Origin of the sequence: Streptomyces sp. NBC_01515 (assembly GCF_045040345.1) — a bacterium.
In the GTDB taxonomy this organism is placed as follows: Bacteria; Actinomycetota; Actinomycetes; order Streptomycetales; family Streptomycetaceae; genus Streptomyces.
This window is the reverse complement of record NZ_CP109416.1, coordinates 138,389-150,829: the sequence shown is the minus strand read 5'-3', so window position 1 is coordinate 150,829 and position 12,441 is coordinate 138,389. Positions and strand designations below refer to the sequence as shown.

At 68.0% G+C, this 12,441-nt stretch carries 9 protein-coding genes; 3 read left to right on the top strand and 6 right to left on the bottom strand.

From position 1 onward, the window contains the following. Positions 1 to 4 precede the first annotated feature (4 nt). From OG407_RS00625 to OG407_RS00605, 5 genes are all read right to left on the bottom strand, one after another. Positions 5 to 865, bottom strand: coding sequence for a radical SAM protein (locus tag OG407_RS00625; RefSeq protein ID WP_405853936.1), 861 nt, complete (start codon positions 863 to 865; stop codon positions 5 to 7). Then, positions 862 to 2,154, bottom strand: a complete 1,293-nt coding sequence (locus OG407_RS00620) for a radical SAM protein (protein ID WP_405853934.1) — start codon at positions 2,152 to 2,154, stop codon at positions 862 to 864. The genes OG407_RS00625 and OG407_RS00620 overlap by 4 nt, the downstream gene beginning before the upstream one ends. A gap of 112 nt (positions 2,155 to 2,266) precedes the next feature. Continuing rightward, complete coding sequence (locus OG407_RS00615; RefSeq protein ID WP_405853932.1) at positions 2,267 to 2,617, bottom strand: hypothetical protein; 351 nt, start codon at positions 2,615 to 2,617, stop codon at positions 2,267 to 2,269. A gap of 193 nt (positions 2,618 to 2,810) precedes the next feature. Then, a complete protein-coding gene (locus tag OG407_RS00610) occupies positions 2,811 to 5,693 on the bottom strand; it encodes a BTAD domain-containing putative transcriptional regulator (protein ID WP_405853930.1) in 2,883 nt (960 codons plus the stop codon). 632 nt (positions 5,694 to 6,325) lie between these two features. Further along, entirely contained in the window at positions 6,326 to 6,961 is a 636-nt protein-coding gene (locus tag OG407_RS00605; protein ID WP_405853928.1) for a glycine--tRNA ligase subunit alpha, read from the bottom strand. Between the two features lie 316 nt (positions 6,962 to 7,277). On the opposite strand from OG407_RS00605, the gene OG407_RS00600 reads away from it, so the two are divergent. The 3 genes from OG407_RS00600 to OG407_RS00590 are packed head-to-tail and all read left to right on the top strand — an operon-like array spanning position 7,278 to position 11,181. Further along, complete coding sequence (locus OG407_RS00600) at positions 7,278 to 9,563, top strand: peptidase domain-containing ABC transporter (RefSeq protein ID WP_405853926.1); 2,286 nt, start codon at positions 7,278 to 7,280, stop codon at positions 9,561 to 9,563. Next, positions 9,551 to 10,891 (top strand): condensation domain-containing protein, encoded by a 1,341-nt coding sequence (locus OG407_RS00595; protein ID WP_405853924.1) that lies wholly within the window; start codon positions 9,551 to 9,553, stop codon positions 10,889 to 10,891. The genes OG407_RS00600 and OG407_RS00595 overlap by 13 nt, the downstream gene beginning before the upstream one ends. 41 nt (positions 10,892 to 10,932) lie before the next feature. Further along, entirely contained in the window at positions 10,933 to 11,181 is a 249-nt protein-coding gene (locus tag OG407_RS00590) for an acyl carrier protein (protein ID WP_405853922.1), read from the top strand. A 40-nt stretch (positions 11,182 to 11,221) separates the two neighbouring features. On the opposite strand, the gene OG407_RS00585 is transcribed toward OG407_RS00590, so the two are convergent. Then, positions 11,222 to 12,412 carry an RNA-guided endonuclease InsQ/TnpB family protein gene (locus tag OG407_RS00585; protein WP_405853920.1) on the bottom strand — a complete coding sequence of 397 codons (1,191 nt, stop codon included), beginning with the start codon at positions 12,410 to 12,412 and terminating at the stop codon, positions 11,222 to 11,224. Between the last annotated feature and the right edge of the window lie 29 nt (positions 12,413 to 12,441).

Sequence of the window (12,441 nt, the reverse complement as noted above, 5' to 3'; positions counted from 1 at the left end):
CACCTCATCCCTCGTGACTTTCCGAACGGCAGATCGCCATGCAGGCGAGACTCGTGTTCGGTGGTTCGCAGAACGACTGCTCAAGCGCGTCGCTGATGACCTGCCGGGTCGCGAAGACCGACACCTGGCCGGCCTTGTCATACGGACAGCGGCGCAGGAATCCGTCGGCGGACAGGTAAAGCCGCGCGGACTCGCAGGGACGCAGTACCGGATCGCGCAACCACGTGTGATAGTCCGACACCACCGTCCTCAGCTGTTCCGACATGCCGAAGAACGTGTCGATCAGCGCCAGGTCGCGTTTGAGGTCGGGATTCTCGAACCGGAACGTCGGTGACGGAAGGAGCGGACTGACCTCGACCGGGATGTCGGCGGTCTCGACCACGCCGACGATCGACTTCACGTCGTCCACGTCCAGTTCGTAGGCGGTGACGTGCAGGCTGGCCCGGCGGTGCCCCAGCGCCTCGAAGACGGCGGACGTCGAGGGGATCGTCCGCCCGGTGCGGCCCAGTTCGTCCGCTCTGCGGCTGTCGGCGGAGACGGTGACATGGCTGAGCATGCCGGCCACGTCGGCGAGCGCATCCAGGCGCGGCCCGGTCCTGGCGGCCGTGACCACCGACGCGCGGAAGCCGAACTGCAGTGCCACGCGGACGAGTTGGCGGAACTCGGGATGATCGGTCGGTTCGCCGCCCGAGAGGCACAGTTCGTCGACGCCGATCTCACGAAGGCGCGACAGAGCCCGGGAGTACGCGTCGAGGCTTAGGACGTCGCGTCCCACGTCGGCCCTGAAGCAGAACCGGCAGTTCACCTCGCAGTTGTCGGCTGTCGAGACCAGCACCCCGCTGAGTGCCCCGATGCGGCCGGTCACTGCAATCCCGTGTGGTCGGTGAGGGCGAGTTTGAGACCCACCTGGAAGAAGTCGCACATCTGGGAATCAGGCTCGGGATTGTTCCGGAGCGAGACGTCGTTGCGGGAGGGCCCACCGCAGACGGCGGCCGCGGGGCAGTCTCCGCACTCCTTCGCCGGCAGCAGGTTCTTCGCGGCCCCGGCCAGCAGTTCCGGTTCCTCACGGAGCCTGCTGATCGGGAAGATGAACGACTCGTCACGCCAGTTGAGATCGAGGACGGAGATCCGCCCGCGGGACAGCAGCGCCGCATTGAGGCCGCCGTCCTGCTGGATGTGCTCGTACATCTTCGGCAGGCGCGTGTCCAGAGCCTGGTAGATCCGGTCGAGCGAGGAGAACAGCATGGCACCGCGGGACAGGGCCAGCAGACGCGAACGGAAGACCGCGCGGCACAGTGCCTCGCCGTCGACATGCCAGCGACCCGAGATCGGTATCGGCGTGTTGACGTAGATGAAGTTGATGCCGAGCGACAGCACGTACTCGACGGTGTTCGGGAGGTCGCTCACGTTGGTGGGGGTGGGCGTGAGGTTGCAGCCCACGTACACACCGGCCTCGATCAGCCGCTGGATGTTCCGGTGGATCCGCTCGTCGGCCGGCTTCCCGGAGAGAAGGAAGCGTTCGAGCTTGTTGTTGTCGGGAGTGCCGTCGAAGGAAACGCCCACACCGTACTTGAACTCTTTGAAGTGCTCGATCATGGCGTCCTTGATCAGGACACCGTTGGTGACGACGGTGAACTGCACACGACCGACGCCGTGCTTCTCGGCGAGTTCGAGAGCGTACTCGTCGCCGTACTTCATCAGGTCGAACCGCGTGGTTGGCTCTCCGCCGAACCACTGGATCGTGACCTCCTCCTCGCCGGCGTTCTGCTCGAAGAGGTACTCGAGCCCCTCACGGAGTTCGGGGATGGTGATGTCGTCGGCGCCTGTGTTGGTGTCGACGAAGCAGTACGTGCAGGTCATGTTGCAGCGGTCGGTCACCACGATGCGGTAACCGCTGATGCGCGGGGGCTTTCCCGTCATGCCCAGTCCGCGGACCCGGTCGAGGATGAGATCGCGCTGCGGTGCGGTCGCCGGATCCGGAGAGAAGCCGAGCTGCCTCATCTCCGCCAGGATCCCGGGCTCGTCGGCACGGATGCGCCGCATCTCGTCGGCGGTGAGGCTGGCGCTCCCGAGGGAGACGGGATCGAAGACGATGCCCTCCGCTCCCTGAGCGACGAGTAGATATTTGTTCCAGAGCCGATCGGCGTCATTCATCACGGGTGACCTCCTGAAAATGCGGAATCAGTCATGCGTCGAAACGCGCACGGTGAGAAGACTGCTGCGGTGTCACCGCCGATCGCCGATGACACCGCAGCAGAATGGATTGTCAGTCCTCTTGCGCGATCTTCGCGTCCTTCAGGACGTCCTGCACGATCTCGGTGTAGTGCTTCTTGAGGTGCTCGGTGTTCTCGGCGGTGGCGCCGTCGGCGAGGACAATGATGCCGGGCAGCGAGGGGTTGGGCGCCATCAGGACGATGCCGGGCGGGTCAAGGCTGATCGCCATCACGGCGTCCTCAACCGGCACCCACTCGACCCGTTCCTTGACGGCGTCCATCACGGTGACCTGCTTGGCCTTGATGTCTTCGCGCTCGCCGAACCAAACGCCCGACTTCCCCCGTGACCCCACCGCATCGGCGTAGATCAGGTGGTTGTCTTTCTGTTCGCGAGGTTTGGGCATCTCAACGCCTCCTGAGAAAGGGCCGAATTCGGTCTGTGCCGCCGCGGAACTGAACTGCCAAGAGTTCTGCGGCTCTTTCGATGCACATTCCGACTATTGATGACCACTGTTTCATGCCGGGCCATACATGCGGTCCATTCCCGGTATATTTGGCTTTCTCCGGGATTTCTCTGGTGCTTATTTCCGGCTTGTGTCACCCTTGGGGTGTCAAGCGGTCCAGGATCCGGCTGACGTCGTTGGCGTCAGGAAGTCCGAGACGGGTGAACAGCGTTTTCGCCTCGTCCAGCCGGACGCGGGCGCTTTCGATCTGGCCGAGATCGGCCTGGGCCTCGCCGAGCACCTTCAAGGCGTACGCGTGGTCCCGTACGGCTCCGATCTCCTGGCACAGGGCCACGGCTTCGGTGACGTACCGCACCGCCTCCTCGTACCGTCCCGTCCTGCGGAGCGTTTCGGCGAGCCGATAGAGGGCGTGCGCCTCGCGTCCGCGGATGTCGGCCGACCGGCACACGGCGAGGCACTCGGTGTACCGGGCGACGGCGTCGTCGAACCGCTCTTCCTCATGCAGTGCCAGCGCCAGCACGTACAGCGCGTACGCCACCCCCGGAAGGTCCCCCATGGCGCGCAGTACCCCCAGCGTGGCCTCGCAGGCAGCTGCCGCCTCGGCCGCCCGCCCACTGCGCAGACGGGCGAGCGCCGCGTTGATCGTGGTCGCCGCCTCGCCGGACCTGTGGCCCAGCACGCGTGCGAGCGCGATCGCCTCGTCGAAGCACACCACCGCCTCGGCGTACCGGCGCTGGAACATGACGGCCACGCCGAGGTTGTTCAGCGCCTGGCGGAGGATCACCGAATCCTTGGTGCTCCTTGAGGCGTCGACGGCCTGGCGCGCGTGCTGTTCGGTGTCGACGGGCCGGGCAGCCTGCAACGCGATGTCGCTGCACAGGAACCGCGCCCGGCCGAAGGCCCGTTGGTCGCCGCGCAGCTCGGCCTCCCGCGCCAGCTCCGACGCGGCGGACCCCAGCTCCTCGAAGCGGGCATCGACGCAGAAGGGACTGACCGCGATGAGTATGTCCACGGCGGTCCCCAGCCATCCGTCGTCCGCCTCCGCCGGCCGGCCCACCGTGCGCAGCACCGCGCTCGTCACTACCGCGATCTCACCGGTGATCCAGGACCGCGCCTCCTGAACGTCGCGGAACCACAGCCCCGGCGACCGCAACGGCCCGAGCGAGTCGGCGACCCGGTCTCCCGGTACGGCGTGCGCGAACGCGTTGCACGCCGTGGCCAGCAGGTGGTCGAGCAGTCTGCCGAAGGCCTGGTCGGTCTCGGCCCCGTGACCGCTCCCCGTCCGCTGAGCGAAGACGCGGAGCAGGTCGTGGTAGCGGTAGCGGCCCGGTTCGGGGGATTCCAGCATGGCGGCGTCCACCAGGGACTCCAGCAGCTCCTCCGTCGTTTCTTCCTCCGCGGCGAGCACCGCCGCGGCCGCGGGGAGGCCGAAGTCAAGCGGACCCGCGACGGCCAGAAGCCGGAAGGCACGGGCCTGCTGAGGCGGCAGTTGCCGGTATCCGACCTCGAAGGCCGCGTGGATCGACACATCACCCACGCGCAGTTCCTCGATGCGCCGCCGCTCGTTGGAGAGCCGGGCGGTCAGCGTCGCGATGGTCCACTGCGGCCTGGACGCCAGCTTGGTGGCCACGATTCGGACGGCCAGTGGCAGGAACCCGCACAGCCGCAGCAGTTCGAGCGCCGACGTCCGCTCCGCCTCCACCCGCTCGGGTCCCACGACCGCGCTCAGCAAGGACAGGCCCTCATCGGGCCGGAACGTGTCCACGCCGACCTGCTTCGTGAGCGGCAGACCGAAGAGCCGAGACCTGCTCGTGACGACGAGCCCGCAGCCGGCCGATCCGGGCAGCAGGTTCCTGACCTGCGACACGTCACGCGCGTTGTCCAGGACGATCAGTACTCTGCGACCGTTCAGTATCGAGCGGAACAGCTTGCAGCGGTCGTCGAGGGCGTCGGGCACGGCCTCGGCCGCGACACCGAGCGCCAGGAGAAAGCCCGTCAGTACGATGGCGGGCTCGGCCGGGCTGTCGTCGTTGCCGCGCAGATCGGCGTAGAGCTGCCCGTCCGGATAGGCGTGGCGTACCCCGTGGGCGGTGTGCAGGGCCAGCGAGGTCTTCCCGATCCCGCCCATCCCGGCGATCGCCACGATGGTCAGCGCTTGGCGTCCAGGCATCGTCAGTACGGTGCGCATGTCGCTTACGGCGTCCGTACGTCCGGCGAAGTCGGGCAGATCGGGAGGGAGATGCGCCGGCACCGGCAACGCGTCCCGGTCACGGATGGCGGCGGTGGTCGCTGCCTCGGTTCTCTCCGCCGGCTCGTCGGGCGCCGCGGATTCCTCGGCGGTCGCCATGGACAGGGCCGGACTGTTCTCCAGGACCTGCCGGTAGACGGTGGTCAGTTCGGGTCCCGGATCGATGCCCTGCTCCTCCAGCAGCAGCCTTTTGGCGCCGCCGTACACCGCGAGCGCGTCGGCCTGCCGGCCCGCCCCGTACAGCGCGCGCATCAGCAGGCCGTGCGGACGCTCGCGCAGGGGATAGGTGGCCGTGAGGTCCGCCAGGTCGGGAATGACCTGGCGATGACGGCCGAGGGCGAGGTCGAGATCGAAACGCTCCTCCAGCATAGAGATCCGTAACTCCTCCAGCCGGCGGCGCTGCCGGGTGGCGAAGGGCCCGGGGACACCTGCCAGCGTCTCTCCCTGCCACATGCCGAGTGCCCGCGCCAGCAGGTCGCTCGCCTCCCGGGTCCGTCCCGAGGTACGTGCCAGCCCGGCTTCCCGGGTGAGCAGTTCGGCCTGTCCAACGTCGAGCGCGGACGGCGGGACGACCAACCGGTAGCCGTCCCCGACCGACACGAGGACACTCGGCCTGGCGCGGTCCGGTTCCAGCAGGCTCCGCAACTGCCAGGCGTAGGTGCGGATCGTGGTCGTGGCCCTGTTGGGGGGCGTGGTACCCCACAACGCGTCGACGAGTTGTGCCTTGGACACCACATGTCCGGGCCGCAGCAGCAGGACCGCCACCACGGCCCGCAGCTGAGGCTGCCTGATATGTAGTTCCGCACTGCCACGGTGCACTCGCAATGCGCCGAGCACAGCAAAGCGAAGCTCCTCCGTCACGCTGCCCACGCCCTTCCTGCCGTGCCACCGGCACCAAGTTTCGGTGACGAAGAGTGGTAACTGCAACGGTCGGTTCCCTGTCTGGTTGTGACCGGGTGCGCCGGGACAGGAGGTGGCCGGTTACGGGTGGCGGAGATGCCGCGCCGATGGGAGGAGAAGGAGGGGACCGAGAGCGGGACGGTCCGAACTCTCGGGCCTGGGCGCCACAGTTGACCATGCCTTCCGTGAGATCGCGTACCGCGGTGAGCGGGCCCGGCCTGTCGCCCCGGACCTCGGGGTCCTCGGCCGTCACCAGGACGTCCTCGGCGAAGGTGTTCACCATGTCGGCCAACTCGCCGGTCTCCACGGTGAAGCGGACGAATGGGGTCTATCCGTCGAGGACCTCACGGCTTTTGACGAGCCCGGCAGCCCGGCCTGTTCGGTCGGCCCGTCGCGCCGGTGGCGGGTCGCGTGGCCCGCTTCCGGCGCCGCAGGCACGATGCGCCGTACCCGCTGGAACATGCCTGGGCCGTGCGGCGAACCGTTCGGCGCTGCGCACGCTATCCGGCTCGTCCAGGGTGTGTGCGGCCGGCCGCGGCGAGTCGGCCCGTTCCAGGACCGTGCGGGCATCCGCTGCGGCATGCGTCGGCTCGATGAGCCGCTGTCCAACCGGCGAAACGCGCACCGGGCCGGGTCCCGGATACCGCTGCTCCACCGGGAGGGCCCCGCAGGGACATGATCCGGCGGACCGGCGGGTCAAGTAGCGGTCCCGTCTCGATACGCAATGCCCGAAGGCTCCCCAGGAACAGCTCGTGAATGGTACCGGGCTCGGGTTTGAGGACGACTTGGTACGGCGTGTGGGTCTGCGGGCGGTTCGGGGTCTCGCAGTAGCGAGAGTTGTCGGACCGGACGCTCGGGTCCGTGTAGGCGGCGACGTCATGGCTTTGGACCCTGGATCCGCGGGAACGTGGCAGGTGTTGAGTGTGCCCGCACCCACCCCGGTGTTTATGGCAGTGAATCCCGGAGGCCAACGGGTCGCTTCCATAGGCGAGTTGACCATGACCTGGGATGCGGGACAACCTGTTTCCTGGTGCTGGTGACCGTTCCTGCCTAACGGCGAAACGGGCCGGAGAACTCGAAGGTCTAGGGAATCCACTAGTCTTCTCCTGGATCTCTTTGTGGAGCGGATTTCCCATGGGAACGTGGATCGAGAATTCCGTACATCCTCTGTGCTTCTTCCTGTCGGACGGTTCGGTGTCCGTAGCGAATCCAAGCCGACCATTCGTTTTGCGTGAAGAAGCCTCTTCGAAAGGGAAAAGTCATGGAAAATTTCGACGACATCGACATTTCTGAGCTGTCCGACGAGGAGCTGGACGACATCGTCGGCGGCCAGTTCGCGATCGCCAACGGCTGCGTCATCTGACGCTTGCCCCGCTGACTCCGTGACCCGTCCGCCGGAGGAGCGAAAGTCTCTTCGGCGGACGGGTCGCGGCTCACCACGGGAAGGGACCCATGCCTGGCGAATCGCGTTTCAACGCCGAGGCGCTCGAGCACCATCGCAGGGGCGATGGCCTCGGACCGGTATTCGGCCACTCTCCTCCCGCGACCCGGTCCATAGGGCCGGCCGAGCGGATCGCGGCGGTCCGCGAGCGGCTCGGGCGTCGCGGACGCGTACAGCGGCTTCAGGTCTGTTTCCAGACTCAGGTCAGCGACTGCGGTCCCGCCGCTCTCGTGAGCGTGCTGCGCTACCACGGCGTGGACGTCTCCCTCGACGAGATCCGCGCGCGGGCCGGCTCCGGACGCAACGGCGCATCCGCCCGTACGCTGCTGGAGATCGCCCGCGAGTACGGCGTGAAGGGCCGCGGCGTGCGCGCCACCACGGAGGCGCTGGCCCGGCTGTCGCCCGGCTCGATCCTGTTCTGGAACTTCAGCCACTTCGTCGTCCTGGAGGCGGCCGGCAAGGACCACGTGGACGTCATCGACCCCGTCCACGGACGCCGCAGGCTCGGTATGGCGTCGGTCGCCGAGTCCTTCACCGGCGTGGCCCTGGAGTTCGAGGCGCCGCTCGCCGCCGGCTCCGGCCGCGTCCGACGCGGCGGCGAACTGCGGGGCCCCTGGCACCGCCTGCGGCAGTTCCTCCCGCGCGGACGGGAACTGGCGCTTCTCCTCGCGGCCTCCACCGGGCTCATGGCCTTCGAACTCGCCCTCCCGCTCACCACCGGATTCCTCATCGAGCGCGTCCTCGGCAGCCGATCGGCCGGGGGAGTGTGGACGGTCTGGGGTGTCCTGGCCGGGCTCGTGGTCCTCTACTTCTCTCTGTACGCGGCGCGTTCGTTCCTGGTGACACGACGTCAGGCCGTCATCGAGAAGCGGCTCACCCTCGGCATCGTCGGACATATGGCGGACCTGCCGTACGACTTCTTCACCGTGCGCAACTCCGGTGACCTCGCCCTGCGCGTCCGTACCAGCAACGTCCTGGTCCAGGTACTGAGCCTCACTGCGGTCTCCGCCGTCTTCGACAGCCTGCTCATCGTCCTGTACCTGATCGCGATTGCCGTGGCCAACCCGCTGCTCGCGCTCGTCGTCACCGTGCTCGTCGTGGTCCAGACCGGCATCCTCGCGCTGACCTGGCGATGGCAGACGGGGCTGAGCCAAGAGGTCCTGGAACGCCAGACCAAGGCGCAGGAGGAACTGGTGGAGATGCTCGAGAGCATCACCACCCTCAAGGCAGGCGGCATGGACGGCAGAGCGGTCGAGCGCTGGTCGCACACCCTCGTGCACGAGGTCAACAAACGTCTGAGCGCCCGCCGCAACCTGGCCCTGTTCGCCTCCCTCAGCCGCACGCTGCAGTTCGCCGCCCCTCTCATCGTGCTGGTCGCCGGGATCTGGCTGGTCCTGAGCCGCCACTACCCGCTCGGCGAGGCCATGGGCTTCATGACGCTCACGATCGCCTTGTTCATCCCGCTGGAGGGCCTTTTCGACGCCGGCTCCCAGCTGGCCGCAGTCCGGCCCACCCTTGCCAAACTCGACGACGTGCTGCGCGCGGCCCCCGAGCCGCGGGGCGCCTTCGCCGGTACCGGCGTCGCCCGGCCCGGCCGCATCAGGGCCGAAACGGTCGCCTTCCGCTACCCGGGCGCCCCTCGGCTCACCCTCGACGACATCAACTTCGAAATCGAACCGGGCCAGTTCACGGCCATCGTCGGCCGTTCGGGCTCCGGCAAGTCCACCCTCGGGATGCTGCTCGCCGGACTCCACACCCCCACCAGCGGCATCCTCACCGTCGACGGAACCGACCTGGCCGAACTCGACCGGCCCACGCACCGGCGCCGCATCGGGTACGTCAACCAGAACGCCCACCTGTTCGGCGGCTCCATCCGCGACAACATCGTCTTCGGCGCCGACGAGATCACCAAGGACGAATTGATCACTGCGGTCGGGCTCGCGCACATCAACGAGGAGATCGAGGCCATGCCGATGGGCTACAACACCCTCGTCGCCCCCGGCGGTTACGGCCTGTCGGGCGGACAGCGCCAGCGGATCGTGCTGGCCCGGACGCTGGCGAAGAAGCCCGAGCTCGTCATCCTCGACGAGGCGACCAGCGCCCTGGATCCCGCTCTCGAGGAATCCATCATGCGAGGGCTGCTGGACGCGGGCATCACCGTCGTCGTCATAGCCCACCGCCTGACCGTCCTGGAGGAGGCCGACCAGGTCGTCGTCATGCGCGACGGACGCATCGTGGAGACCGGCCCCCCCGCAGTCCTCAAGGAGAGCGGAACGGAGTACCTGTGTCTGGCCTGACGGGCTTCGGGGCCGGTACGCCCTTCCCTCTCACCTACGAGCAGGACCGGTTCCACACCAAGACCCGCTCCAGCGGCTGGTCCCACAAGAACGTCCAGCTCGGGTTCGAGATCCTCGGCGACCTCGACACCGGCGCGCTGACGGACGCGGTGCGGGCCTTCGTACTCCGGCACGACGCTCTGCACCTCCAGATGGCTCCGGCCCCGGGTCCGCACCCCCAGCAGTGGACCCGGCCCATCGCCGCCGACGAGGAAGTCGTCCGGTGCGTGAACGTGAAGGCCGCCTCGCCCGGACAGTTCTCCCGCTACGCCTCGGCCCTGCTGTCCCGCGACTGCGTCACCCCGTGGTCGTACGGCACACAACGGCCCTTCAGGATCCGGCTGCTGCGCCACGACGAGAACCACCACGCCCTGCTGGCCACCTTCCAGAACCTCGTCTTCGACGGGCGGGCCCATCACCTGTTCGGGCACGAGGTCTGGCGCGACTACCAGGCCCTGCGCAATGGCGAACCCCTGCCGGACAACGCCCCCTCCTTCGCCGAGGCGGCGGTCCGGCAGCGGGCCAAGACCGGTGTGCGGCAGCGCGAGCGGGCGGTGGCGAGCTGGCGGGAACGCCTGGCGGCCCTGACCCGCCTTTCCTGGACCGCTCCCGCCGGGTCCGATCACACCGAGGCCGGGGGAATGGTGGGTGACGAACTGTCCGGCCGGACGGTCGCGGCGCTGCGCGGCACATGCGCCGAGTTCCGCTTCACCGTCCTGCAGACGACGGTCGGTTTCTTCGTCGCGGCGCTGGCCGCCCGTACCGGCAGGACCGAAATCGGGCTGTGGACCTCGATGGACTCGCGCTCCTCGCGGGACGCGGACGTGGTGGGCATGTTCGCCGGCTCCTGCCCGCTGGTCGTCCGCGACGCCGCGGCCGACGCGCTGTCCGTACGGACCCAGGTGCGCGATCAGTTGCTCAACGCGCTCAGACATCAGGGACTGACCGCCGGGGACATCGCCGTTCTGACCCGGGAGGCGGAGGAGGTGGGCGGTGCGCCGGTCAACCGTGACGTCTATGTCAACCTGCGCCGGTTCGAAGGGGACTCCACGGTCACGGACGACGGCGGCCGGCTACGGATCACGGACGACGCCTATCCGCTGCAACGGATCACCTTCCACGACAGGTTCGCACTTCATCTGCGGTGCACGGAGTTCCGCGACCGCCTCTGCGTCGACCTCCTCTACGACGGCCGGCGTGCCGACCGCAGGCTGGCGCGCTCGATCCTGGACGACATGCTCGCCGGGATCACGGCGGCCACGGGCGGCGCACGCCCCGGAGCGGTCTGAGCCAACCCGCCCTCGTCCCCTCACCCAGCAGAGAAGGCACCATGCCCGACACACCGATCGACGAAGTACTGGCCGCCGCGAGCAAGGTGTTCGGCCACGCGGTCGCGCCCGAGGACGACTTCTTCTCCCTCGGTGGCGATTCCGTCACCGCCGTCGAACTGAGCATCCGCCTGGAGGAACGCCTGGGCGTCGACGTCGCCGTCGAACTCATCGTCGACCTTCCGAGCCTCGCCGCCCTCGCCGCATCGCTCGCGCAGCCTTCGTCCGTCCCGTCGACAGCCGAGCACTGAGGAATCTTGACTTCCTCCCCCTCCTGAAGGAGGGGGGTTCCTACGGCTCGCGCTGTAGGGGTTCCTGCTTCAACGCCGACTGCCCGCCAGGAGAACTCCCTTGAGGTCTGACACCAGCTCCACAGGCCAAGACGGCCAGCCCGGCTGCCTTGATGTTGCGGGCCGCGTTGATGTCGCGGTCATGTACGGCGCTGCAGTCGCACGTCCACGCGCGGACGTTCAGCGGCATCTTCGCCGCGACCGTCCCGCAGGCCCCGCACAGCTTCGAGCTGGGGAACCAGCGGTCGATCACGACGAGTTCGCGGCCGTACCAAGCGCACTTGTACTCCAGCATGGAGCGCAGTTCCGTCCACGACGCGTCCGAGATGGCGCGGGCAAGCCTGCCGTTCCTCAGCAGGTTGCGGACGGTGAGGTCCTCGATCACGACCGTTTGGTTCTCACGGACGAGCCGAGTCGACAGCTTGTGCAGGAAGTCACGGCGCCGGTCGGCGATCCGCGCATGCACGCGGGCAACCGTACGGCGGGCCTTCTCGCGGTTCGCGGAGCCCTTCGCCTTCCGGGACAACTCCCGCTGCGCCTTCGCGAGACGAGCGCGGTCACACCTCTCATGCTTCGGGTTGGCGACTTTCTCCCCGGTGGACAGCGTCACCAGGGAGGTGATGCCCGCATCGATACCGACCGCATTCGTCGTGGCCGGAGCCGGAGCAATGCGGTCGTCGCACAACATCGACACGAACCAGCGGCCCGCACGGTCACGGGGCACGGTCACCGTCGTCGGTACCGAACCCTCCGGGAGGGGACGCGACCAGCGGATGTCCAGAGAACCGGCCACCTTCGCCAGCGTCAGACGGTTCTCGCGCCACGTGAAGGCAGAGCGGGGGTACTCGGCCGACGCGCGGGACTTCTTCCGGGACTTGAAACGCGGGTACTTCGTGCGCTGGGCGAAGAAGTTACCGAACGCCGTCTGAAGATGCCGCAGCGCCTGCTGGAGCGGGACCGAGGGCACCTCCGTCAGGAAGGCCAGCTCCCCGGTCTTCTTCCACTGGGTCAGCGCTGCCGACGACTGGAGGTAGGAGATGCGGCGCTGCTCGCCGTACCAGGCCCGTGTGCGCTCTTCCAGCGCCTTGTTGTAGACGAGCCGGACGCAGCCGAACGTGCGCGACAACTCCGCTGCCTGCTCGTCCGTGGGGTAAAAGCGGAACCTGAACGCCCGCTTTACCTGCCGCGCCATACCTCACATTCAATCAGCTCCCGTGCGAG

Coding starts and splice junctions, on each gene's coding strand:
- OG407_RS00620 (WP_405853934.1), bottom strand. CDS start 2,154: ATGAATGACGCCGATCGGCTCTGGAACAAATATCTACTCGTCGCTCAG.
- OG407_RS00615 (WP_405853932.1), bottom strand. CDS start 2,617: ATGCCCAAACCTCGCGAACAGAAAGACAACCACCTGATCTACGCCGAT.
- OG407_RS00605 (WP_405853928.1), bottom strand. CDS start 6,961: ATGGGAAATCCGCTCCACAAAGAGATCCAGGAGAAGACTAGTGGATTC.
- OG407_RS00600 (WP_405853926.1), top strand. CDS start 7,278: ATGCCTGGCGAATCGCGTTTCAACGCCGAGGCGCTCGAGCACCATCGC.
- OG407_RS00590 (WP_405853922.1), top strand. CDS start 10,933: ATGCCCGACACACCGATCGACGAAGTACTGGCCGCCGCGAGCAAGGTG.
- OG407_RS00585 (WP_405853920.1), bottom strand. CDS start 12,412: ATGGCGCGGCAGGTAAAGCGGGCGTTCAGGTTCCGCTTTTACCCCACG.